At 48.7% G+C, this 23,191-nt stretch carries 31 protein-coding genes; 14 read left to right on the top strand and 17 right to left on the bottom strand.

Annotation, left to right across the window (positions count from 1 at the left end; all coding sequences use genetic code 11):
* Nucleotides 1-241: 241 nt before the first annotated feature.
* From zwf to kdgA, 3 genes are all read left to right on the top strand, one after another.
* Nucleotides 242-1,717 carry a glucose-6-phosphate dehydrogenase gene (gene zwf / locus ATB02_RS08730; protein WP_000301727.1) on the top strand — a complete coding sequence of 492 codons (1,476 nt, stop codon included), beginning with the start codon at nt 242-244 and terminating at the stop codon, nt 1,715-1,717.
* A gap of 234 nt (nt 1,718-1,951) precedes the next feature.
* Entirely contained in the window at nt 1,952-3,763 is a 1,812-nt protein-coding gene (gene edd / locus ATB02_RS08735) for a phosphogluconate dehydratase (protein ID WP_001069461.1), read from the top strand.
* Between the two features lie 36 nt (nt 3,764-3,799).
* Nucleotides 3,800-4,441: a bifunctional 4-hydroxy-2-oxoglutarate aldolase/2-dehydro-3-deoxy-phosphogluconate aldolase gene (gene kdgA / locus ATB02_RS08740; protein WP_000800512.1), complete on the top strand. Its 642-nt coding sequence runs from the start codon at nt 3,800-3,802 to the stop codon at nt 4,439-4,441.
* Nucleotides 4,442-4,495: 54 nt separating this feature from the next.
* On the opposite strand, the gene purT is transcribed toward kdgA, so the two are convergent.
* Complete coding sequence (gene purT, locus ATB02_RS08745; protein ID WP_105271423.1) at nt 4,496-5,674, bottom strand: formate-dependent phosphoribosylglycinamide formyltransferase; 1,179 nt, start codon at nt 5,672-5,674, stop codon at nt 4,496-4,498.
* 133 nt (nt 5,675-5,807) lie between these two features.
* On the opposite strand from purT, the gene yebG reads away from it, so the two are divergent.
* The 4 genes from yebG (at nt 5,808) to ptrB (ending at nt 9,776) form a co-directional block, all read left to right on the top strand.
* Nucleotides 5,808-6,098, top strand: coding sequence for a DNA damage-inducible protein YebG (gene yebG / locus ATB02_RS08750; protein ID WP_000257738.1), 291 nt, complete (start codon nt 5,808-5,810; stop codon nt 6,096-6,098).
* Nucleotides 6,099-6,164: 66 nt separating this feature from the next.
* Complete coding sequence (yebF, locus tag ATB02_RS08755) at nt 6,165-6,521, top strand: protein YebF (RefSeq protein WP_021556897.1); 357 nt, start codon at nt 6,165-6,167, stop codon at nt 6,519-6,521.
* A 326-nt stretch (nt 6,522-6,847) separates the two neighbouring features.
* The gene (locus tag ATB02_RS08760; protein WP_105271424.1) at nt 6,848-7,507 is read left to right on the top strand and encodes a tellurite resistance TerB family protein; all 660 of its coding nucleotides are present in this window, start codon (nt 6,848-6,850) and stop codon (nt 7,505-7,507) included.
* A gap of 208 nt (nt 7,508-7,715) precedes the next feature.
* Complete coding sequence (gene ptrB, locus ATB02_RS08765) at nt 7,716-9,776, top strand: oligopeptidase B (protein ID WP_105271425.1); 2,061 nt, start codon at nt 7,716-7,718, stop codon at nt 9,774-9,776.
* Here the strand turns inward: ptrB and exoX are convergent.
* The 3 genes from exoX to holE all read right to left on the bottom strand — a co-directional run bounded on the left by exoX (nt 9,773) and on the right by holE (nt 11,447).
* Complete coding sequence (exoX, locus tag ATB02_RS08770) at nt 9,773-10,435, bottom strand: exodeoxyribonuclease X (protein ID WP_000944256.1); 663 nt, start codon at nt 10,433-10,435, stop codon at nt 9,773-9,775. The genes ptrB and exoX overlap by 4 nt on opposite strands.
* 23 nt (nt 10,436-10,458) lie before the next feature.
* The gene (gene yobB, locus ATB02_RS08775; protein ID WP_000011660.1) at nt 10,459-11,115 is read right to left on the bottom strand and encodes a carbon-nitrogen hydrolase family protein YobB; all 657 of its coding nucleotides are present in this window, start codon (nt 11,113-11,115) and stop codon (nt 10,459-10,461) included.
* Between the two features lie 101 nt (nt 11,116-11,216).
* On the bottom strand, nt 11,217-11,447 hold the full coding sequence (holE, locus tag ATB02_RS08780; RefSeq protein ID WP_000916763.1) for a DNA polymerase III subunit theta: 231 nt from the start codon (nt 11,445-11,447) through the stop codon (nt 11,217-11,219).
* A gap of 138 nt (nt 11,448-11,585) precedes the next feature.
* Between holE and yobA the strand changes: the two genes are divergently transcribed.
* The 3 genes from yobA to ATB02_RS08795 are packed head-to-tail and all read left to right on the top strand — an operon-like array spanning nt 11,586 to nt 13,190.
* Nucleotides 11,586-11,960 (top strand): CopC domain-containing protein YobA, encoded by a 375-nt coding sequence (yobA, locus tag ATB02_RS08785; protein ID WP_000204701.1) that lies wholly within the window; start codon nt 11,586-11,588, stop codon nt 11,958-11,960.
* A gap of 3 nt (nt 11,961-11,963) precedes the next feature.
* Nucleotides 11,964-12,836, top strand: coding sequence for a copper homeostasis membrane protein CopD (gene copD / locus ATB02_RS08790; protein WP_039020725.1), 873 nt, complete (start codon nt 11,964-11,966; stop codon nt 12,834-12,836).
* A gap of 12 nt (nt 12,837-12,848) precedes the next feature.
* On the top strand, nt 12,849-13,190 hold the full coding sequence (locus ATB02_RS08795; protein ID WP_000976467.1) for a YebY family protein: 342 nt from the start codon (nt 12,849-12,851) through the stop codon (nt 13,188-13,190).
* Between the two features lie 391 nt (nt 13,191-13,581).
* On the opposite strand, the gene ATB02_RS08800 is transcribed toward ATB02_RS08795, so the two are convergent.
* The 11 genes from ATB02_RS08800 to kilR form a co-directional block, all read right to left on the bottom strand.
* A complete protein-coding gene (locus tag ATB02_RS08800; RefSeq protein WP_105271426.1) occupies nt 13,582-14,658 on the bottom strand; it encodes a tyrosine-type recombinase/integrase in 1,077 nt (358 codons plus the stop codon).
* Nucleotides 14,624-14,905 (bottom strand): excisionase, encoded by a 282-nt coding sequence (locus ATB02_RS08805; protein ID WP_001311878.1) that lies wholly within the window; start codon nt 14,903-14,905, stop codon nt 14,624-14,626. Before ATB02_RS08805 ends, ATB02_RS08800 begins: the two co-directional genes overlap by 35 nt.
* Nucleotides 14,906-15,011: 106 nt before the next feature.
* Complete coding sequence (locus ATB02_RS08810) at nt 15,012-15,200, bottom strand: DUF1187 family protein (RefSeq protein WP_001356607.1); 189 nt, start codon at nt 15,198-15,200, stop codon at nt 15,012-15,014.
* On the bottom strand, nt 15,193-15,387 hold the full coding sequence (ralR, locus tag ATB02_RS08815; RefSeq protein WP_105271431.1) for a type I toxin-antitoxin system endodeoxyribonuclease toxin RalR: 195 nt from the start codon (nt 15,385-15,387) through the stop codon (nt 15,193-15,195). The genes ATB02_RS08810 and ralR overlap by 8 nt, the downstream gene beginning before the upstream one ends.
* 32 nt (nt 15,388-15,419) lie before the next feature.
* Nucleotides 15,420-16,100, bottom strand: a complete 681-nt coding sequence (locus ATB02_RS08820; protein WP_105271427.1) for a lambda exonuclease family protein — start codon at nt 16,098-16,100, stop codon at nt 15,420-15,422.
* A complete protein-coding gene (gene bet, locus ATB02_RS08825; RefSeq protein WP_063119826.1) occupies nt 16,097-16,882 on the bottom strand; it encodes a phage recombination protein Bet in 786 nt (261 codons plus the stop codon). Before bet ends, ATB02_RS08820 begins: the two co-directional genes overlap by 4 nt.
* Nucleotides 16,883-16,887: 5 nt before the next feature.
* The gene (locus ATB02_RS08830) at nt 16,888-17,184 is read right to left on the bottom strand and encodes a host-nuclease inhibitor Gam family protein (RefSeq protein ID WP_033817300.1); all 297 of its coding nucleotides are present in this window, start codon (nt 17,182-17,184) and stop codon (nt 16,888-16,890) included.
* Nucleotides 17,162-19,180 carry a RecE family exodeoxyribonuclease gene (locus ATB02_RS08835; RefSeq protein WP_096966644.1) on the bottom strand — a complete coding sequence of 673 codons (2,019 nt, stop codon included), beginning with the start codon at nt 19,178-19,180 and terminating at the stop codon, nt 17,162-17,164. Before ATB02_RS08835 ends, ATB02_RS08830 begins: the two co-directional genes overlap by 23 nt.
* A 99-nt stretch (nt 19,181-19,279) precedes the next feature.
* Nucleotides 19,280-19,555 carry a hypothetical protein gene (locus ATB02_RS08840; protein ID WP_105271428.1) on the bottom strand — a complete coding sequence of 92 codons (276 nt, stop codon included), beginning with the start codon at nt 19,553-19,555 and terminating at the stop codon, nt 19,280-19,282.
* 74 nt (nt 19,556-19,629) lie between these two features.
* Complete coding sequence (locus ATB02_RS08845) at nt 19,630-19,800, bottom strand: YdaE family protein (protein WP_001349883.1); 171 nt, start codon at nt 19,798-19,800, stop codon at nt 19,630-19,632.
* Complete coding sequence (gene kilR, locus ATB02_RS08850; RefSeq protein WP_000560218.1) at nt 19,800-20,021, bottom strand: killing protein KilR; 222 nt, start codon at nt 20,019-20,021, stop codon at nt 19,800-19,802. Before kilR ends, ATB02_RS08845 begins: the two co-directional genes overlap by 1 nt.
* Before the next feature lie 405 nt (nt 20,022-20,426).
* Here kilR and ATB02_RS08855 point away from each other — a divergent pair, with 405 nt between their 5' ends.
* Nucleotides 20,427-20,621 carry a hypothetical protein gene (locus ATB02_RS08855; protein ID WP_074464194.1) on the top strand — a complete coding sequence of 65 codons (195 nt, stop codon included), beginning with the start codon at nt 20,427-20,429 and terminating at the stop codon, nt 20,619-20,621.
* Here the strand turns inward: ATB02_RS08855 and ATB02_RS08860 are convergent.
* Together ATB02_RS08860 and ATB02_RS08865 are read right to left on the bottom strand one after the other, a co-directional pair.
* On the bottom strand, nt 20,587-20,805 hold the full coding sequence (locus ATB02_RS08860) for a hypothetical protein (protein WP_000232638.1): 219 nt from the start codon (nt 20,803-20,805) through the stop codon (nt 20,587-20,589). The two genes, ATB02_RS08855 and ATB02_RS08860, sit on opposite strands and share 35 nt — an antisense overlap.
* Nucleotides 20,806-21,052: 247 nt before the next feature.
* Nucleotides 21,053-21,514 (bottom strand): helix-turn-helix domain-containing protein, encoded by a 462-nt coding sequence (locus ATB02_RS08865; protein WP_000753628.1) that lies wholly within the window; start codon nt 21,512-21,514, stop codon nt 21,053-21,055.
* Between the two features lie 107 nt (nt 21,515-21,621).
* Here ATB02_RS08865 and ATB02_RS08870 point away from each other — a divergent pair, with 107 nt between their 5' ends.
* From ATB02_RS08870 to ATB02_RS08880, 3 genes are all read left to right on the top strand, one after another.
* The gene (locus ATB02_RS08870) at nt 21,622-21,897 is read left to right on the top strand and encodes a YdaS family helix-turn-helix protein (protein ID WP_061892277.1); all 276 of its coding nucleotides are present in this window, start codon (nt 21,622-21,624) and stop codon (nt 21,895-21,897) included.
* The gene (locus ATB02_RS08875; protein ID WP_105271429.1) at nt 21,881-22,303 is read left to right on the top strand and encodes a toxin YdaT family protein; all 423 of its coding nucleotides are present in this window, start codon (nt 21,881-21,883) and stop codon (nt 22,301-22,303) included. Before ATB02_RS08870 ends, ATB02_RS08875 begins: the two co-directional genes overlap by 17 nt.
* Before the next feature lie 77 nt (nt 22,304-22,380).
* Nucleotides 22,381-23,169, top strand: a complete 789-nt coding sequence (locus ATB02_RS08880; protein ID WP_105271430.1) for a hypothetical protein — start codon at nt 22,381-22,383, stop codon at nt 23,167-23,169.
* Nucleotides 23,170-23,191 lie beyond the last annotated feature (22 nt).

Raw genomic sequence — 23,191 nt, forward strand, 5'->3', positions numbered from 1 at the left:
AAAAGCAGATAAAAAAGTTGTTATTTTTTTTCATAACATGATCAGTGTCAGATTTTTACCCAATGGAAAACGATGATTTTTTTATCAGTTTTGCCGCACTTTGCGCGCTTTTACTGTAATCGCACGGGTGGATAAGCGTTTACAGTTTTCGCAAGCTCGTAAAAGCAGTACAGTGCACCGTAAGAAAATTACAAGTATACCCTGGCTTAAGTACCGGGTTAGTTAACTTAAGGAGAATGACATGGCGGTAACGCAAACAGCCCAGGCCTGTGACCTGGTCATTTTCGGCGCGAAAGGCGACCTTGCGCGTCGTAAATTGCTGCCTTCCCTGTATCAACTGGAAAAAGCCGGTCAGCTCAACCCGGACACCCGGATTATCGGCGTAGGGCGTGCTGACTGGGATAAAGCGGCATATACCAAAGTTGTCCGCGAGGCACTCGAAACTTTCATGAAAGAAACCATTGATGAAGGTTTATGGGACACCCTGAGTGCACGTCTGGATTTTTGTAATCTCGATGTCAATGACACAGCTGCATTCAGCCGTCTCGGTGCGATGCTGGATCAAAAAAATCGTATCACCATTAACTACTTTGCCATGCCGCCCAGCACTTTTGGTGCAATCTGCAAAGGGCTTGGCGAGGCAAAACTGAATGCTAAACCGGCACGCGTAGTCATGGAGAAACCGCTGGGGACGTCGCTGGCGACCTCGCAGGAAATCAATGATCAGGTTGGCGAATACTTCGAGGAGTGCCAGGTTTACCGTATCGACCACTATCTTGGTAAAGAAACGGTGCTGAACCTGTTGGCGCTGCGTTTTGCTAACTCCCTGTTTGTGAATAACTGGGACAATCGCACCATTGATCATGTTGAGATTACCGTGGCAGAAGAAGTGGGGATCGAAGGGCGCTGGGGCTATTTTGATAAAGCCGGTCAGATGCGCGATATGATCCAAAACCACCTGCTGCAAATTCTTTGCATGATTGCGATGTCTCCGCCGTCTGATTTGAGTGCAGACAGCATCCGCGATGAAAAAGTCAAAGTACTGAAGTCTCTGCGCCGCATTGACCGCTCCAACGTGCGCGAAAAAACCGTACGCGGGCAATATACTGCGGGCTTCGCCCAGGGCAAAAAAGTGCCGGGCTATCTGGAAGAAGAGGGCGCGAACAAGAGCAGCAATACAGAAACCTTCGTGGCGATCCGCGTCGACATTGATAACTGGCGCTGGGCCGGTGTGCCATTCTACCTGCGTACTGGTAAACGTCTACCGACCAAATGTTCTGAAGTTGTGGTCTATTTCAAAACACCTGAACTGAATCTGTTCAAAGAGTCGTGGCAGGATTTGCCTCAGAATAAACTGACTATCCGTCTACAACCTGATGAAGGCGTGGATATCCAGGTACTAAATAAAGTTCCTGGCCTTGATCACAAACATAACCTGCAAATCACCAAGCTGGACCTGAGCTATTCAGAAACCTTTAATCAGACGCATTTAGCAGATGCCTATGAACGTCTGCTGCTGGAAACCATGCGCGGTATTCAGGCACTGTTTGTACGTCGTGATGAAGTAGAAGAAGCCTGGAAATGGGTGGACTCCATTACTGAGGCGTGGGCGATGGACAATGATGCGCCGAAACCGTATCAGGCCGGAACCTGGGGACCGGTTGCCTCGGTGGCGATGATTACCCGTGATGGCCGTTCCTGGAATGAGTTTGAGTAATATCTGCACTCATCCTTTATGGTTATTTTACCGGTAACATGATCTTGCACAGATTGTAGAACAATTTTTACACTTTCAGGCCTCGTGTGGATTCACCCACGAGGCTTTTTTTATTACACTGACTGAAACGTTTTTGCCCTATGAGCTCCGGTTACAGGCGTTTCAGTCATAAATCCTCTGAATGAAACGCGTTGTGAATCATCCTGCTCTGACAACTCAATTTCAGGAGCCTTTATGAATCCACAATTGTTACGCGTAACAAATCGAATCATTGAACGTTCGCGCGAGACTCGCTCTGCTTACCTCGCCCGGATAGAACAAGCGAAAACTTCGACCGTTCATCGTTCGCAGTTGGCATGTGGTAACCTGGCACACGGTTTCGCTGCCTGCCAGCCAGAAGACAAAGCCTCTTTGAAAAGCATGTTGCGTAACAATATCGCCATCATCACTTCCTATAACGACATGCTCTCCGCACACCAGCCTTATGAACACTATCCAGAAATCATTCGTAAAGCCCTGCATGAAGCGAATGCGGTTGGTCAGGTTGCGGGCGGTGTTCCGGCGATGTGTGATGGTGTCACCCAGGGGCAGGATGGAATGGAATTGTCGCTGTTAAGCCGCGAAGTGATTGCGATGTCTGCGGCGGTGGGGCTGTCCCATAACATGTTTGATGGTGCGCTGTTCCTCGGTGTGTGCGACAAGATTGTCCCCGGGCTGACGATGGCAGCCCTGTCGTTTGGGCATTTGCCTGCGGTGTTTGTGCCGTCAGGTCCGATGGCAAGCGGTTTGCCAAATAAAGAAAAAGTGCGGATTCGCCAGCTTTATGCTGAAGGTAAAGTGGACCGCATGGCGCTGCTGGAGTCAGAAGCTGCGTCTTATCATGCTCCAGGGACATGTACTTTCTACGGTACCGCCAATACGAATCAGATGGTGGTGGAGTTTATGGGGATGCAGTTGCCGGGCTCTTCTTTTGTTCATCCGGACTCCCCGCTGCGCGATGCTTTGACCGCTGCCGCTGCGCGCCAGGTTACACGCATGACCGGCAATGGTAATGAATGGATGCCGATCGGTAAGATGATCGATGAGAAAGTGGTGGTGAACGGTATCGTTGCACTGCTGGCGACCGGTGGTTCCACTAACCACACCATGCACCTGGTGGCGATGGCGCGCGCAGCCGGTATTCAGATTAACTGGGATGACTTCTCTGACCTTTCTGATGTTGTACCGCTGATGGCACGTCTCTACCCGAACGGTCCGGCCGATATTAACCACTTCCAGGCGGCAGGTGGCGTACCGGTTCTGGTGCGTGAACTGCTCAAAGCAGGCCTGCTGCATGAAGATGTCAATACGGTGGCAGGCTTTGGTCTGTCTCGTTATACCCTTGAACCATGGCTGAATAATGGTGAACTGGACTGGCGGGAAGGGGCAGAAAAATCACTCGACAACAATGTGATCGCTTCCTTCGAACAACCTTTCTCTCATCATGGCGGGACAAAAGTGTTAAGCGGTAACCTGGGCCGAGCGGTTATGAAAACCTCTGCCGTGCCGGTAGAGAACCAGGTGATTGAAGCGCCTGCGGTTGTTTTTGAAAGCCAGCATGACGTTATGCCGGCCTTTGAAGCGGGTTTGCTGGACCGCGATTGTGTCGTTGTTGTCCGTCATCAGGGGCCAAAAGCGAACGGAATGCCAGAATTACATAAACTCATGCCGCCACTTGGTGTATTATTGGACCGGTGTTTCAAAATTGCGTTAGTTACCGATGGACGACTCTCCGGCGCTTCAGGTAAAGTGCCGTCAGCTATCCACGTAACACCAGAAGCCTACGATGGCGGGCTGCTGGCAAAAGTGCGCGACGGGGACATCATTCGTGTGAATGGACAGACAGGCGAACTGACGCTGCTGGTAGACGAAGCGGAACTGGCTGCTCGCGAACCACACATTCCTGACCTGAGCGCGTCACGCGTGGGAACAGGACGTGAATTATTCAGCGCCTTGCGCGAAAAACTGTCCGGTGCCGAACAGGGCGCAACCTGTATCACTTTTTAAGACGACAAATTTGTAATCAGGCGAGAGAAAACTCTGATGAAAAACTGGAAAACAAGTGCAGAATCAATCCTCACCACCGGCCCGGTTGTACCGGTTATCGTGGTAAAAAAACTGGAACACGCGGTGCCGATGGCAAAAGCGTTGGTTGCTGGTGGGGTGCGCGTTCTGGAAGTGACTCTGCGTACCGAGTGTGCAGTTGACGCTATCCGTGCTATCGCCAAAGAAGTGCCTGAAGCGATTGTGGGTGCCGGTACGGTGCTGAATCCACAGCAGCTTGCAGAAGTCACCGAAGCGGGTGCACAGTTCGCAATTAGCCCGGGTCTGACCGAGCCGCTGCTGAAAGCTGCTACCGAAGGGACTATTCCTCTGATTCCGGGGATCAGCACTGTTTCCGAACTGATGCTGGGTATGGACTACGGTTTGAAAGAGTTCAAATTCTTCCCAGCTGAAGCTAACGGCGGCGTGAAAGCCCTGCAGGCGATCGCGGGTCCGTTCTCCCAGGTCCGTTTCTGCCCGACAGGTGGTATTTCTCCGGCTAACTACCGTGACTACCTGGCGCTGAAAAGCGTGCTGTGCATCGGTGGTTCCTGGCTGGTTCCGGCAGATGCGCTGGAAGCGGGCGATTACGACCGCATTACTAAGCTGGCGCGTGAAGCTGTAGAAGGCGCTAAGCTATAAAAGTCAAAATGCCCGATCGTGAATCGGGCATTTTTGTAGCGTTTTTCGCCGGGGTTAAGCTTGTACTTTTACCTGTGCTGCGGCGTGCTTTGCGCGCTCAATCGCTTCATCAACGCTCTCAGCGGTCGCCAGCGCTACACCCAGACGACGGCTGCCATCAATTTCCGGCTTACCAAATAAACGAATCTGCAAACCTGCCCCTACGGCATTCTGCACATTATCAAACGTGACATTCTGACTGGTCAGTTGTGGCAGGATAACGGCAGAAGCTGCAGGGCCATACTGGCGGATCCCGCCAACCGGAAGTCCGAGGAAAGCACGCACATGCAGGGCAAATTCCGAGAGATCCTGAGAAATTAACGTCACCATCCCGGTGTCATGCGGGCGAGGGGAGACCTCACTGAAAATCACCTCATCACCACAGACAAACAGCTCGACACCAAACAGCCCATAACCGCCCAGTGCCAGCACCACTTTACGGGCAATCTCTTGCGCACGTTCCAAAGCCAGCTGGCTCATTTGCTGTGGTTGCCAGGATTCACGATAGTCGCCATCTTCCTGGCGATGACCTACCGGTGCACAGAAATGGACGCCATCCACCGCGCTGACGGTTAGCAGGGTAATTTCGAAATCAAACTTAACGACGCCTTCAACAATCACGCGGCCCGCTCCGGCGCGTCCACCTTGCTGAGCGTATTCCCACGCATGTGTAAGCTGCTCGGCGGAACGAATAAACGTCTGCCCTTTGCCGGAAGAGCTCATTACCGGTTTAACTATGCAGGGATAGCCAATAGCGGCAACTGCTTCGCGGAAAAGACTTTCACTATCGGCAAAACGATAAGTTGAAGTGGGTAGCTGCAGTTCTTCTGCCGCCAGGCGACGGATACCCTCGCGATTCATCGTTAATTTCGTTGCGCGAGCGCAGGGGACAACATTCCGTCCTTCCTTTTCAAGCTGGATCAGCATATCGGTGGCAATAGCTTCGATCTCCGGCACGATATAATGTGGTTTTTCCAGTTCAACCACACGGCGTAATGCATCACCATCAAGCATATTAATAACATGGGAGCGATGCGCGACATGCATAGCTGGCGCGTCGGTATAGCGATCGACGGCAATCACCTCTACGCCGAGACGCTGACACTCGATTGCCACTTCTTTACCCAGTTCACCGGAGCCTAATAACATCACGCGAGTTGCTGCCGGACGCAGCGCAGTGCCTAATAACGTCATAACGAATATCCCCTGATTAATTCCGCGCGCAGTATAAACGAAAACGTTTGCGCGTGTCTTTATTGTTGAAGTTGATTTCCCAATCGAGAAGAAATATACTGTATAAAATCACAGTTATTATGAGAGGCTGCAAATGGCGGTTGAAGTTAAATACGTAGTCATTCGTGAGGGCGAAGAGAAAATGTCGTTTACCAGCAAAAAGGAAGCCGATGCTTATGACAAAATGCTTGATACGGCGGATCTGCTTGACACCTGGCTGACAAATTCTCCAGTGCAAATGGAAGACGAGCAACGTGAAGCCCTTTCGCTATGGCTGGCAGAACAAAAAGATGTGCTGAGCACCATTCTGAAAACCGGCAAATTACCGTCCCCACAGGTCGTCGGTGCTGAATCCGAAGAGGAAGATGCCTCACACGCGGCCTGAAGCAACTTGCGCTCCTGACAATTTGTACCATGCTTTCTCCTGAATCATTGTGCTATGGAGAAAAACATGAAAAAAAGAGGGGCGTTTTTAGGGCTGTTGTTGGTTTCTGCCTGCGCATCAGTTTTCGCTGCCAATAATGAAACCAGCAAGTCGGTCACTTTCCCAAAGTGTGAAGGTCTGGATGCTGCCGGAATTGCCGCGAGCGTAAAACGTGATTATCAACAAAATCGCGTGGCGCGCTGGGCAGATGATCAAAAAATTGTCGGTCAGGCCGATCCTGTGGTATGGGTCAGTTTGCAGGACATTCAGGGTAAAGATGATAAATGGTCAGTACCGCTAACCGTGCGTGGTAAAAGTGCCGATATTCATTACCAGGTCAGCGTGGACTGCAAAGCGGGAATGGCGGAATATCAGCGGCGTTAATGGCCTCTGATAATTCGATTGACCGTCGGCGGATGCGGCGCGAGTGCCTGGTCCGCCCTACAAGGCACCTCAATCGTAGGCCTGGGAAGACGCAACAGTGTCGCATCGGGCAATCAGCATCAAACAATGCCACTCAAAACGTCAAATTACGTTCACCTAAAATACCCTTATCACCTGATATACAGTGAACACCTTACCTGGCGCGAATTTCTTTGAATAACGGCCTGCCGACCCGCTTATTTGCGCATCTTTTGTCTCGATATACATTTTCTGACATCCTCATCCGCTATGCTACAGGCACTAAAAATGGTTATTGAGGAGCAAATATGGCTAACTGGTTAAATCAACTGCAATCCCTGCTTGGGCAAAGCAGTTCTTCTACCTCCTCGTCTGCGGATCAGGGATTGGGCAAACTTTTAGTGCCTGGCGCATTAGGCGGACTGGCTGGGCTGCTGGTCGCAAATAAATCAGCACGGAAACTTCTTACGAAATATGGCACCAACGCGTTGCTGCTTGGCGGCGGAGCGGTAGCGGGTACGGTGCTGTGGAATAAATACAAAGATAAAATTCGCGCGGCGCATCAGGACGAATCGCAGTTTGGCGCGCAAAGTACGCCGCTGGATGAGCGTACGGCACGTTTGATCCTTGCGCTGGTCTTTGCCGCTAAAAGTGATGGTCATATTGATGCCAGAGAACGTGCGGCAATCGACCAGCAATTGCGTGAAGCCGGCGTGGAAGAGCAGGGGCGTTTACTCATTGAGCAGGCAATCGAACAACCGCTGGATCCACAACGCCTGGCTACCGGGGTCCGCAATGAAGAAGAGGCGCTGGAAATCTATTTCCTGAGCTGCGCGGCTATTGATATTGACCATTTTATGGAACGCAGTTACCTGAATGCACTGGGTGACGCGCTGAAAATCCCCCAGGATGTTCGTGAAGGCATTGAACGAGATCTCGAACAGCAAAAACGTACTTTGGTGGAATAATTCCGCTCTCTGGATAGCCTGAAGTTGACTATTTCGGGCTATCCAGAACCGCACAGCCATTTGAACTGGCTGATCTTCTCTGTCTGCATAACATTCGAAATCCGCGCCATTACCTGTCATCATCTAAGCAATGACTCCCCTGTTTCGCTTGCATCCCCGGTGAGTTTTGCCACCCTTATAAGATGTTTCAACCAGAAAGAACAATAACATGCTACCAAAAGCCGCTCGCATTCCCCACGCCATGACGCTTCATGGCGATACGCGCATCGATAATTACTACTGGCTGCGGGACGATACGCGTTCTCAGCCGGAAGTCCTGGACTACCTGCAGCAAGAAAATAGTTACGGTCATCGGGTGATGGCCTCGCAACAAGCCTTACAGGATCGCATCTTAAAGGAAATCATCGACCGCATTCCGCAAAGAGAAGTTTCTGCTCCCTACATCAAAAATGGCTACCGCTATCGGCATATTTATGAACCAGGCTGTGAATATGCTATCTACCAGCGTCAATCGGCGTTCAGCGAAGAGTGGGATGAGTGGGAAACATTGCTCGATGCCAACAAGCGCGCGGCGCACAGTGAGTTTTATTCGATGGGCGGAATGGCGATTACGCCCGATAACACCATTATGGCACTGGCAGAAGATTTTCTTTCCCGACGCCAGTACGGCATTCGTTTTCGTAATCTGGAAACAGGTAACTGGTATCCGGAACTGCTGGATAACGTTGAACCCAGCTTTGTCTGGGCAAATGATTCCTGGACTTTCTACTATGTTCGCAAGCATCCGGTGACGCTGCTTCCTTATCAGGTCTGGCGTCACGCCATCGGTACGCCAGCATCGCAGGATAAACTGATCTACGAAGAAAAAGACGATACCTATTACGTCAGCCTGCATAAAACGACCTCGAAGCACTATGTAGTCATTCATCTGGCCAGCGCCACCACCAGTGAAGTTCGCCTGCTGGACGCGGAAATGGCCGATGCCGAGCCGTTTGTTTTTCTGCCGCGACGCAAAGATCACGAATACAGCCTTGATCACTACCAGCATCGGTTTTATCTGCGTTCCAACCGCCACGGCAAAAACTTTGGCTTATACCGTACCCGTATGCGTGATGAACAACAGTGGGAAGAGTTAATTCCGCCACGCGATAACATTATGCTGGAAGGGTTTACGCTGTTTACCGACTGGCTGGTGGTTGAAGAGCGTCAGCGCGGGTTAACCAGTTTGCGCCAAATCAACCGCAAGACCCGGGAAGTCATTGGCATTGCCTTTGATGATCCGGCCTATGTGACCTGGATTGCCTACAATCCAGAACCTGAAACCGCGCGATTGCGTTATGGTTATTCTTCCATGACCACACCAGATACTTTGTTTGAACTGGATATGGATACCGGTGAGCGTCGTGTATTAAAACAAACGGAAGTTCCCGGTTTTGATGCGGCGAATTACCGCAGTGAACACCTGTGGATAGTCGCCCGTGATGGCGTCGAAGTCCCGGTTTCGCTGGTTTATCATCGCAAACATTTTCGCAAAGGACACAACCCGCTACTGGTGTATGGCTACGGTTCTTACGGCGCAAGTATTGATGCCGATTTCAGTTTTAGCCGCTTGAGTTTGTTGGATCGTGGATTTGTCTACGCCATTGTCCATGTTCGCGGCGGTGGTGAGCTGGGGCAACAATGGTACGAAGACGGAAAATTTCTGAAGAAGAAAAATACGTTTAATGATTATCTTGATGCCTGCGATGCATTGTTAAAACTGGGCTATGGCTCTCCTTCGCTCTGTTATGCGATGGGCGGGAGTGCGGGGGGCATGTTGATGGGCGTTGCAATTAATCAACGCCCGGAATTGTTCCACGGCGTTATCGCCCAGGTACCGTTTGTTGATGTTGTAACAACAATGCTTGATGAATCAATTCCTCTTACCACCGGCGAATTCGAAGAGTGGGGGAATCCGCAGGATCCGCAATATTACGAGTACATGAAAAGCTACAGCCCCTATGACAACGTCACCGCACAGGTTTATCCGCATTTATTGGTAACGACCGGTTTACACGATTCTCAGGTGCAATATTGGGAACCGGCAAAATGGGTCGCTAAATTGCGCGAGCTGAAAACCGATAACCATCTTTTATTGCTCTGTACCGACATGGACTCAGGCCATGGCGGTAAATCTGGTCGCTTTAAATCGTACGAAGGCGTAGCGATGGAATATGCTTTTCTGGTCGCGCTGGCGCAGGGAACATTACCCGCTACGCCTGCGGATTAAGTATTTTCCAGATAATGTTTCAGTGTTAAACGCAGCTCCGGGCTCATGCTGTCCAGGTTATTAAATAACCAGCGCAGATAGCCCGGATCGCGTTCGGCAACGTCGGAAACCGCTTTGCCACGGTATTTGCCAAAGGTGAAGGTCGTCATCAACGATGGACGTCCGGTGATATCGGCCATCTGTTCTGCCGTCCAGCCGGAGGTGTTCATAATATCGATAAGCAACGCAGCGGTGATATAACAGTCATACAACGCGCGGTGATGATGCAGGCCCGGCGGCGTCTGTACATTGAGCTTCCGTGTTTTATATAACGCCATATTGCTGTACTTGATCCCTGGCCACAGACGACGGGCCAGTTTCATAGTGCAAATCCACTCACCGGGCATCTCAGGCAGTACGCGGCGGTCAAAGCTGGCGTTGTGCGCGACATACCATTCACTACCGTAATAGTGCGGGATCACATCTTCAATCCACGGTTTATCGGCGACCATGGCTTCGGTGATGCGATGAATCGCCATCGCCTGTGGACTAATAGGACGATCGGGGCGCACCAGGTGGCTCATGGGGTTGACGATTTTTCCGTCAATGACATCAACAGAGGCAATCTCAACGATCCCTCCCTGCAAACCGCAGGTTTCTGTATCGATAATGCGCAACATGGCATGCTCCAGGCCGAAAAAGCCTAGCGTAATGGAATGATATCGCCTTGCCAACCCTGTGATGAACGCTGACCGACTAACAATAATGAACCACGATCGGCGCGAACGATGAGACGACCATGTTCATCCCATAGTGCACTGTTACCACGGGCATTTGCCATCAGCACGGCAATTGAGTACTGATGTGAAAAAAATTGTAAGCGGCGGGTCGACGCCAGCAGGTCGGGTTCCCCCAGACATTGCCCTGTCGTAAATAGTGAACAGGTCGGATCCATATCCATACCTTGCGGTTGTTCATCGACCACCGTGATGGTTCTGGAACGACGGCCCAGACATGCACCATGACTCTGATGGTAGATCCCTGGCGTTTTTCGCCACGGTGCGAACACCGCAATTCCACGAATAAAGCGATCGTTATATTCAACGGGAAGGCCGGCAATGATGGTCATTCGCCAGGTCGTTGCAGCATAACAAAGCGGGTCTAACAGCGAGAGGTCGGGTGGGGCAGGAAGGGCACGTCGCGAATAATCACACCCCAGTAAAGAAAGCGATGGAAAAACTAACAGCTGACATTGTTGCCTGGCGGCGGCCCTCACAAACTCCAGATGATGAGCTACCTGTTCGGTCAGTGAGGTTTTACGAGGCTCATATTGCGCTGCTGCAACTTTCCAGAACGACATAATGACTTCCTTTTCAAAATGACTGCAAATTATGGGTGCGGTTTAGAAAATACTCATAATTTAGCAGGCGTTATGTAAGAAAGTGTAACTCTGTATAAGTTTTATTTAAGTTTGGGCTCGTAAGGTAAACGTGACAGATTGACCGAAGCCAAACGGTGGGCGATAAGCCGCTCGCGAAACCAGCTGCGCAAATGTTCAGGCTGTTCACGTTCAACCGCTTCAGCGATCACCGGCATATTGTAGCGTTCTTTAAATGCCACCCCGGCTGCCGCCAAATCGACATTCACTTTATCCATTTCTGTTTGATCCAGTTTAGCCAGATTCTTCAGCATTCTTAATCTCCTCATCATTCGCGGGCAAAAGTTACTAAGAGTGAGCCTGGATGGCAAGCCGGAATTGATGATCCTCGACTCAGACATTAGACAAGGTTATGCTCTGTAAAAAAGTTATTACAAAAAGGAATAGATAATATGACTTCAACTGCACGCTCCCTTCGCTACGCGCTGGCAATCCTGACCACTACGTTGGTGACACCTTCCGTCTGGGCACATGCGCATTTAACGCATCAGTATCCTGCGGCAAACGCGCAAGTGACAGCTGCCCCGCAGGCAATCACTTTAAACTTCTCGGAAGGCGTTGAAACAGGATTCAGTGGTGCAAAAATCACGGGGCCAAAAAACGAAAATATTAAAACATTACCGGCGAAGCGGAATGAGCAGGACCAAAAGCAACTGATTGTTCCACTGGCCGATTCGCTGAAACCCGGAACCTACACCGTTGACTGGCATGTTGTTTCGGTGGACGGGCATAAAACGAAAGGACACTACACCTTTAGCGTGAAATAAATCATGCTGGCGTTTACCTGGATCGCGCTGCGATTTATCCATTTCACCTCGCTGATGCTGGTTTTTGGCTTCGCAATGTACGGTGCCTGGCTGGCCCCCTTAACGATTCGTCGCTTGCTGACGAAGCGTTTTCTGCGTTTACAACAGCACGCTGCCGTCTGGAGTTTGAGCAGTGCCACTGCAATGCTCGCAGTTCAGGGCGGGTTGATGGGAACGGGATGGTCAGATGTATTTTCGCCAAACATTTGGCAGGCTGTTTTGCAAACGCAGTTTGGTGGCGTCTGGTTATGGCAAATTGTTCTCGCCCTCGTAACGTTGATCGTCGCCCTTATGCAACCGCGGAATATGCCACGTTTGCTGTTTATGCTCACTACCGCGCAATTTATTCTGCTGGCGGGAGTCGGGCATGCGACGCTGAATGAAGGGGTAACGGCGAAAATCCATCAGACTAATCACGCGATTCACCTGATCTGTGCGGCGGCGTGGTTTGGAGGATTACTTCCGGTGCTCTGGTGTATGCAACTCATCAAAGGCCGTTGGCGACACCAGGCTATTCAGGCGCTGATGCGTTTTTCCTGGTGCGGGCATTTTGCGGTGATCGGCGTACTGGCAAGCGGCGTGCTTAATGCATTGTTGATTACCAGATTTCCCCCCACGCTTACGACTTACTGGGGCCAACTCTTATTGCTCAAAGCCATCCTGGTGATGATTATGGTGGTCATCGCGCTGGCTAATCGTTATGTTCTTGTACCGCGCATGAGGCAGGATGAAGATCGTGCGGCTCCCTGGTTTGTGTGGATGACTAAACTCGAATGGGCGATAGGTGCGGTAGTGCTGGTGATCATCAGCCTGCTTGCGACTCTCGAACCTTTTTGATGGATTACGAAAATGATGAAAAAAAGTATTCTGGCGTTTCTGTTACTCACCAGTTCTGCAGCGGCGCTGGCGGCACCGCAGGTGATTACCGTCAGTCGTTTTGAAGTGGGTAAAGACAAATGGGCATTTAACCGCGAAGAGGTAATGCTGACATGCCGACCGGGCCATGCGTTGTATGTTATTAATCCGAGTACCCTCGTGCAGTATCCTTTGAACGATATCGCACAAAAGGAAGTCGCCAGCGGGAAGACCAATGCCCAGCCCATTTCGGTGATTCAGATTGATGATCCTAACAATCCAGGTGAAAAAATGAGTCTGGCACCGTTTATAGAGCGAGCTGAAAAACTCTGTTAATTACCTAAAATAGCCTTTTGATTTCCAATAAAAAACCGCCTCAGTTCTTTCACCAGAACAGGCGGTTTTTAACATTTAAGCTGATGACCACCACGCTTTTTATTGACCATTTTGCACGCAAACTGGAAAACCTGGCGTCGTCATCTATTCTTAAAGGGCAAGGCAACTAAGCCTGCATTAATGCCAACTTTTAGCGCACGGCTCTCTCCCAAGAGCCATTTCCCTGGACCGAATACAGGAATCGTATTCGGTCTTTTTTTAATTGTATTTAAAATCAATTAGTTGCAAACGCCTCCCCGAAATTCCCCGAAATTTACTCGAATTTCTGTATTCCGGTCTTTTTTGGTTATATCACAACCAAAATGCATTTAACAATCCATTTACGTTAAAATCAGAGCAGTAAGTACGTTTTTTCCCTCTCATCAAGATACATTTTTGTTGTCTTCTCCGATGTGTGGCCAAGTAGACGCTGAGCAAATTCTTCTCCACATGTTTCTTTGTACAATCGTCCAGCCAGACTTCTGATCTCGTGAAAAGTTGGTGGGTTTTCACTGAACTGGATACCTGTTAATTTTCTGGCTGCGACAAATTTTTTTGTCAGGCCGTCCGGGTGAATGCTGCCGTCAGGGCTGTTTTTTCTAATCCCGGCACTGATTAGATAATCTCCCCGGCTTACCAGGCGGCACTGTTCAACTACTGTACCAAGCCGTAGACCAGCGACAGGAAGGCTGAGTGACAGGGGGATAGCAATCATCATTCCTGTCTTAATTTGCCTGATGTGGAGACGATCATCATAAATATCACTAAACCGCATATTCGTTATGTCTTCGCGACGTTGTCCTGTTACAAGGGCTAAATCCATAGCTAATGGGAACCATGCCGGAAGTTGATCTGCTGCCTCCCTGATGCAGTTGTATGTCTTTAGTTTCAGTCGTTCTCTTGTAACTACTATTTTCGGTGCTCTTGTTGGTGTTACTGGATTTTGAGATATACGTCCTTCAACAATGGCCTCACGAAACATATCAGACAACACAGAACGCATTGATCCTGCCATTGTGTTTTTCCCTCCTTCAATCCACAAATCAAGAAACTCGGCAATATGGCGAGTGGTTATTTCTGTCAGTAAAATCTCTCCCAATTTTTCTTTTATTGTCTCCAGTTGATTTACCCGAATTTTATAAGTATTTCTGGACACTTTTCTCCTTATAAGAATCGTTTTGTAACGTTCAATCCAGTCTGCCATAGTAAATGAGTCGAGCCCTTTAAGCTTTTCAATTAAGGCAGCAGGAGAGTAGTTTTTGTATATATAATGATTTGCTTCAATTGCCTGCGCTACTGCATCTCTTCTTGAAATTTTACCTAGTGTAAATTCTTCTTTCGTCAGAGGGTTGCGCCAGTAATATGCTTTGTCCCTCCTTCGATATGTTAAGTTTTTAGGCAAATTGGGATCGTATTTTTTCCGCTGCATGTTTTAACTTCTCCAGTAACGGACTGTCTCTCCCTTGTCGCCCATTAGGCTGATGGTGTGTTATATCGGTATCAACCTTATTTGGGTTGATATAGAAAGCCTCCGGAACCACCCTGTAACTCCTCCCGTGTAGTTCAGGTGCAGGATAAATGTTTCCATTCCTTGCCCATCGTCTCAGCGTTGATATTGATGGTGGGTTATCCGGATATCTGAGTTTTCCCCACGTTTTGAGTGTCACAAGATTCATTGCCATACCTCTTACGATATGACCGCCAGTAAATATACAGAATACTGGCGGATGTGGTTGATTTTTAATAATCAGCTATGAAGTTCTAATTTGTATATAATGCAACTCACGAGGACAGAAGTTTCTCGCAATTAAAATTTATCAGCTTTACTTTCTGCTCTCTGGAAACGCCTGCTTCTTTTTTCCCTGAGAGCATTTTTTCGCATTCTGATTTCGTTAATTTAGATTTTGAATATCTTGTCCAGTTAGTAGGAGTGCCACCTTCCTTTTCAATAGTGGCAGTAATTTTATACATGAACACCTCCATTATTATTTCCAGTAGTTCGTTTATTCCATCTTTCGAGTGCTTCTTTTTCACTTCCACTATAGCCGGTTCGGGATTCGCATCCGTTACACTTTGCGCGGTAATATCCTGAAATGGCTTTCACCGTTACTGATGGACAACCACAAAATGGACATGGTTTGACTTTTGTGTATCGCACTGGTTTTTCTCCTGTGAGCTTTGTGGCTGCGCTCATTTCCATTGCTCCCCAAATACAAAACCAATTTCAGCCAGTGCCTCGTCCATTTTTTCGATGAATTCTGGCACCATCTCGTCAAAACTCGCCATGTACTTTTCATCCCGCTCAACCACGACATAATGCAGGCCTTCACGCTTCATACGCGGGTCATAGTTGGCAAAGTACCAGGCATCTTTTTGCGTCACCCACATGCTGTACTGCACCTGGGCCATGTAAGCCGACTTTATGGCCTCGAAACCACCGAGCCGGAACTTCATGAAATCCCGGGAGGTGAACGGGCATTTCAGCTCAAGGCCGTTGCCGTCATTGCATAAACCATCGGGAGAGCAGGCGGTGCGCATAGTCTCGTCACGATAGATGATCGGGGATTCAGTAACATTCACGCCGGAAGTGAACTCAAACAGGGTTCTGGCGTCGTTCTCGTACTGTTTTCCCCAGGCCAGCGCCTTAGCGTTAACTTCCGGAGCCACACCGGTGCAAACCTCGGCAAGCAGGGTGTGGAAGTAGGACATTTTCATGTCAGGCCATTTCTTTCCGGAGCGGGGTTTTGCTATCACGTTGTGAACTTCTGAAGCTGTGATGACGCCGAGCCGTAATTTGTGCCACGCATCATCCCCCTGTACGATAGCTCTCACGTCGATCCCGGTACGCTGCAGGATAATGTCCGGTGTCATATTGCCACCTTCTGCTCTGCGGCTTTCTGTTTCAGGAATCCAAGAGCTTTCACTGCTTCGGCCTGTTTCAGTTCTGACAATGCATGAATGTCGCGGCGAAATATCTGGGAACAGAGCGGCAATAAGTCGTCATCCCATGTTTTATCCAGGGCGATCAGCAGAGTGTTAATCTCCTGCATGGTTTCATCGTTAACCGGAGTGATGTCGCGTTCCGGCTGATGTTCTGCAGTGCATGCGGTATTTTCGACAATGCGCTCGGCTTCATCCTTGTCATAGATACCAGCAAATCCGAAGGCCAGACGGGCACACTGAATCATGGCTTTATGCCGTAACATCCGTTTGGGATGCGACTGCCATGGTCCGATGATTTCTTTGCCTTCTCGGGTTTTGAATGGTTCGCGACGGCACTCATCCATCCACTCGGTAACGCAGATCGGATGATTACGGTCCTTGCGGTAAATCCGGCATGTACATGATTCATTGTCCTGCTCAAAGTCCATGCCATCAAACTGCTGGTTTTCATTTATGATGCGGGACCAGCCATCAACGCCCACCACCGGAACAATGCCGTTCTGCTTATCAGGGAAGGCGTAAATCTCTTTCGTCCACGGATTAAGTCCGTACTGGTTGGCGACGATCAGCAGCGCGATGAATTGCGCATCGCTGGCATTACCTTTAAATGCCGTCTGGCGAAGAGTGGCGATCAGTTCCTGCGGGTCGACAGAATCCATGCCGACGCGTTCAGCCAGCTTCCCGGCCAGTGTTGCAAGTGCTGTACTCATTCGTTTTATACCTCTGAATCAATATCAACCTGGTGACGAGCAATGGTTTCAACCATGTACCGGATGTGCTCCGCCACACGTTCCTGAAATTCAACATCGTCATCAAATGCGCGACTGATTGCCTGTTTGCTGGCACCGTGGCGTTGCAAATGGTCGATGCAGAGCGATTCAAACAGATGCTGGGGCAGACCTTTTTCCAGGTCGTCCGCCAGCGCCGTTTCTTTTTCTTCGCGAACGATTTGCTGGTAGTGGCGTGACCATGCCTGCTCTTCAATGCGATCAAAAATTGGGCATGTACTCATCATCCGTCACCCCAAAATTTTCAAGTTTGTTTGCAATCATCATTGCAATACCCGGAATTAATGGCGCTGAGGCTATACCCGCAGGATTTGCACATAAACCGTAAACCGCTGCAATCACCACTTGTCTTTTCCAGTCGAGTTTTTCTAATGATGAAGCTGCTGCTTCGCCAGTTTCATCACTGCAATCGCGATGCGGATCGCTGCCATCGTTCTCCTTGTGCGGATGTTCAGCACCTTCCATTTCCTCCAGACCTTTTTCCTGATATTCATTCTGATTTTCTTCATTAAAGGTTTTCTGATACGTTGCGTCGCCCATCACCGCGCCGCAGTCAGGACAGTTGCCGCCGCCAGCCTGACCGCAGGCGATGCAAACTTTCTCCGTTTCCTGTTGTTGCACTACTGGCTCAGGCTGTTTCGTTTCTGGCTCGTTTTGTTGCGTATTTGGGTCGTTCTGTTCCGCTTTTTGGTCGTTATGTTCCGTTTCTGGCTGATTCTGGTACACAGAGTCGCGGGTCTGGATCCCCTTAACCCATTTCGGATCATTCGGGTCGCTAATCCCTTCAACAAATTCTCCGCGAGAGGCAGCCAGTAATTTGTCTGCATCGACAGGATTTTTGGGCGGAATGTTTTTCCGGGCTTCATGGAGTTCTGCCCGCAGTTTCTGATATTTCGCATCAACAGAATTTACCTGTGACTGAGCATCCAGCGACTGCGTGTCCTGATGATGTTCAGTTGCATCCGGTTCCACTGTTTCAGCCGTTGCCTGTTCATCTGCCATTGCGCAAGATGGTTGCAGTTTTTCTTCATCATCCTGTTTTTCTTCTTCTGTTACACGCTGCGGCATCGGGGCAGAGGAACGACCGCAGGCAATATCCACGATTTCTGGATCAGGGTTGGCATGATCAGTTTCAGTCAGTACTTTGTTTAGATATTCAGTGACGTGTGCGGGGATAACCTCGATCCCAATTGGTGCTTCTTTTACGGACGCAACCACGATGGCGCGGGAATAATCCAGCCCGCCAGGCATGGTGATGAATTTGTCGCGGAAAACAGAAAAGGGCGGTTTATTTTCAGCGATAATTTCCTCGACACGTTTAGCGTGTGCCGGATGAAGGTTATAAATGTCCACGTCCATTGAACGAGCCAGTACGCCAGTGGCTACGTCGCGCGCCAGTGACGTCAGATCGTGAACGAAACCTTCGCCGCGATCGGTGAGGTTCCCGCCGCCAGCATTAGCGCCGGAAGCCGTGCGCGTGATGCGTGAAACACGATTTCCTTTCATCCACTCTTTTGTCAGCAGACCACGATCGGTGTAGTCTGCGTCCAGGTATGCTTCGAAAAAAGCAGTCATCAGCCCCAGGCTTGAATTGCCTGGATTAGGGAAAACTCTGTCAGTATCACGCACCAGTTTGTGGAGATCGCGAATTTCCAGCGGGTCGAGCAGGCTGGTTTTGTGGGAAACAGCCAGGGCAGTAACAGCTGGTAGTTCTTCAGCTCGTGCAATGTGTAATGCCTGGAGTTCGTCGCGTGAAACGTGCGTTACCGGTTTTTCGCTGCCGTGTTGAGCAAGCCAGCGAATGGGCAGCTCCTGACCGGAAATCGGGAGTAGCATATTCTCCTCAATCTCCGTCATGTCTTCGCCATTAACATTGGTATTGTCAGTGCTGGCTGGTTTGTCCTGCGCAGAGGATGAGGGCGCGATAAATACCATTGTGATGCCATCTTCCCCGCCTTTTTCGTAACGGTTGCAGAATTCCGTATCAAATACGCCCTCTGGTGGAAGGTCATCAACAACGGGCAAATTGACGCGAACAGGTTTTTTAAAGTCATCTTCATCGTAGCCAGCATCGTCAATCGCAACAGCACCACGGGATATGGCAATGGATAATTTTTTCGCTTCAGCCCAGTAGAAACCGCCTTTAATACCGAGACGTTTTCTTACTTTGTCATTTTTTGCTTCGTAATACAGTGGGTAAACTTGTTTATCGGTGCTCATTGTTTTTTAACCTCAACTCAGATTAAAATTACTGCGAGTGATGAATAAATGTCCTAGGTTCTTCACTCAGGCCTGCACAGTGTGCAGGCTTTCTTTTTTTCAGATTTCACCTTTTAATTTCATTGCAATCAGAGTTGCCAGAAATTCGGCTTTTTTTTCTGCGGGCAGATTCTTTCCTATGTGCACCAGACACATTTCTTTAACACCATCGTTAAGTGTTTTAACGTTGCCTGATGGACCGTCGATATCAACCACAGTGAATGGGGTTTCTTTATTTTCTGTCTTAATCACGTAGCCAATACGCTTTCCTTCCAGGGTAACTTCGTGAACAATGTCATCAGTAGTAACAACAGTGGCTTCATAACTGGTAATCATGTTTTTCTCCTTAATTAAGGTTGATCGAATCCCTGCCATTGCTGGCATAAATTCAGTTTCGGATAGTCAGTTAATTAAAGTTCGTGTGCCATCTGGTCTTTTTCGGCACAACTTTCACTACAATATTTTTTCATTTCCGTCGTTGGGATAACTCCACGCATGAAATGAAGAGGTCTTTTAATACTTTTGCTTTCTTCAATTTCTTTATTGCAAAGGTGGTAAGCACATTTTATTTTCTTAGTCATCACCATGACTCCGCCTTTACAGGTAAACCATCACGACCGAGGAAGACTTTAATCATGCAGTCAGAAATGCATGTTTTTGTAGTCAGGTTACGAATATAAAGTTTTCGCTTTTTAATATTGTTTGCCGAGGCGATATATGTCCGGCCTTCATGAAGAACATAATCACCAGGAGTCACACACTGACGTGGTATTTCATCAGTTCCGAAGTGATGTGCAATCATAATTATCTCCATTTTTACAAATGAACTTTGTTGATGCGGTGCCTGGCGCCTCCAGGTGACTGCAACCAGTTAACAATTACAGTCGGCTTTCCCACCCAAACCAATAAGGACTAACATGACTTTTAACTGTGCCGCGTGCGCTTAGCCGCATTCACCGCATCACAAAATTCACTTTAAAAAGGGGCGGCAGGGCAGCCACGGAGTAGAACTGATGCCGCCAAAGACTACACATAGCAATGTCGTTATTTACAACCGGAGGCGCACTCCCACCATTTAAATTTAACAGACAAGACCGACTCTTTATGAATACCGGAAATGCACCTTCGTGTTGTGCGCCTGTCTTTTTACCACTTCAGGCTCGGTGGTATACTGGAGTTCTCACACAACCAGTAATAAGGTATTCCGATGGATAATAAAGACAAAGCCTGGCTACTTGCTTTAGCTTTCAGCATCAGATCGCAGCGAGAAACAACTCATCAAGAATTTTTCTCGGAAATCGAGAATGCTGAGAATGAGTTTTTGTCACTACTCAATGAACGTGATGCTAAAAAAAGCTCCGATTCACTTAAGGCTTGGGCGAAACTAGGCTCTTCAAAATAATTGCTTCTGTAGCGGCATGAACAACTGTTTTTGCCGCCTCTTCAACTTCCTTGTCTGGACGACCAGCCTTTACTTTTTCTGCAATGACCTCCAGCACAGTTGGAAGAACCTTGCTAATAAGCATGGCTGCCACATCTTTGCTGCACAATTGACCGTTAATAACAACCAGATCTTCACCAACCATCTTTTTTCCCCTTAACGCCGGGTGGCGGAACTAAAACCTACAGCGCCGTGCTGTTCTTGATAGAAATATTAGTAACACGGATATTTTAAGTCAATAGTATGGCGTATGATATTTTTGATTTAGTAACTATGTAAATGTTTTTTCAAGGGAAAAATATTAGTTATACAGCTGATTTGCAGAAGTTATGGCACAAAAAAACCGACTAAGACGTCGGTTTTTTTGTTGTGGATGGGGTAGTGAGTAGTGGCTACTGGTTACGTTTCTTTAGTGCCAGCATGTTCTCGAAGGCTTCCTCGTAGAGCTTGTTTAGTCCACGTAGCTGGTTAAGGAGTTTGGCTTTTTCTGACGCAGGTAGAATCTCGAAGAGGTTAAGTAACTCAGCCTGTTCTTCATTGACCAGCCTCCATCCTTTGCCTGAAAAGCTATCATCATAAGTATCTGATGATCTTACATAATTCATTAAGTCTTTAAGGTCTTCTCGAATGTCCTCTGGTTTTACCTTTAACAGAGCCGCAAATTTTAGCGCAGCGTCGGTATTTACCGGTATCTTGCCGTTCAGATACTGGCTAACGGTGCCTTGAGATTCGAATCCCAACAACTCAGCCGCCAGCTCTTGAGTCAGCTTCAGCTCTTTTTTTCTTGCATTCCATGCGGCTTTTAAATTCTTGCTCGCTTCTGGAGTTGCAATCACTTCGCGTGTTTTTTTCATACATAGAGTTTATTTGTTTTACCAATATTATCAAAGATAGTCTGACTGTTGATCTTTAAAATTAGTGGGGCTAATATTTGATCGAGGCATAACGTAGAAGGTTGGCTATGAACTTAAGAGACTATTTAAAAGAGAAACATATCACCCAGTTACAGTTTGGGAAGCTAACGGGTTTATCTCAGGTGCATGTAAGTCGAGTGCTGGGGGGCTATGAAAGATTCAGCCCTGAAAAAGCATTACGTGTTGCTGAAGTAACGAATTTCGAGGTTACACCTCATGAACTCCGGCCTGATATCTACCCGAATCCGACCGATGGTTTACCTGTTGGATGTAAGGCTAACACACAAAATGCACAGGAGTTGATTCATGAAAATCAGGCATGAGCACATCGAATCAGTGTTGTTAGCCCTAGCCGCTGAAAAAGGGCAGGCGTGGGTCGCTAACGCAATTACTGAAGAATATCTGCGCCAGGGGGGCGGCGAATTGCCCCTGGTACCAGGCAAGGACTGGAATAATCAGCAGAACATCTATCACCGTTGGTTAAAAGGTGAAACGGAAGCGCAAAGGGAAAAAATTCAGACACTGATCCCTGCGGTTCTGGCAATTCTTCCGCGCGAGCTGCGTCACCGACTCTGCATCTTCGATACCCTGGAACGCCGTGCATTACTGGCGGCGCAGGAAGCGTTGAGTACGGCAATTGATGCGCATGATGATGCAGTCCAGGCCGTTTACCGGAAAGCACATTTCAGCGGTGGTGGGTCGCCCGGTGATTCTGTCGTAGTGCATTGATTGAAATTAATCGTGCCGGATTGTTTTGTTCGGTATCAGTTAAATGTAACGCTGCGAGCGTTACAAGGTGAAAACAAATGGCTTCAAACTGGATAAAGCTCGAGGTTATTACGCCGGATAAGCCGGAAATATTCAGGCTTGCTGAGATTCTGAATATTGATCCAGATGCCGCATTAGGGAAGGTTATTCGCTTCTGGGCATGGGCGGATCAACAAATGATAGACGGTAATGCAGATTGTAACGCTCGCGGCGTTACAAAAAGTGCAATAGATCGCATCACTTTTATGGCTGGTTTTGCTGATGCGTTAATTCAGGTTGGATGGCTGGTCGAAAATGACGTTGGGCTTTCTCTACCTAACTTTGAACGTCATAACGGAAAAAGCTCTAAAAAACGGGCGGTTACAAACGAGCGAGTTACAAAAATACGCGAACTGAAACGAAAAGGTAACGCTACCAGCGTTACACAAACGGATCAAAAAGCGTTACCAGAGGAAGAGGAAGAGGAAGATATAAATACTGATCTCCCCCTAAATCCCCCTCGCCAAAAACGAGCGTCTAAAAAATTCGAGCCGGAGGCTATTGAGCTGCCCGATTGGTTGCCGGAAACACTCTGGCATGAGTGGGTCCGGTTCAGGCAGGCATTGCGAAAACCGATTCGAACGGAGCAGGGCGCTAACGGGGCGATACGGGAACTGGAAAAATTCCGCCAGCAGGGTTTTACACCTGAGCAGGTGATTCGACACAGCATCGCCAATGAATACCAGGGCCTGTTCGCGCCGAAAGGTGTTCGGCCTGAGACGTTGCTCCGACAGGTTAACACCGTCTCGTTGCCGGACAGTGCGATCCCGCCTGGCTTCAGGGGGTAACAGACCATGAAAAATATTGCGA

The organism is Escherichia sp. MOD1-EC5189, from assembly GCF_002966045.1.
GTDB lineage: Bacteria > Pseudomonadota > Gammaproteobacteria > Enterobacterales > Enterobacteriaceae > Escherichia > Escherichia coli_F.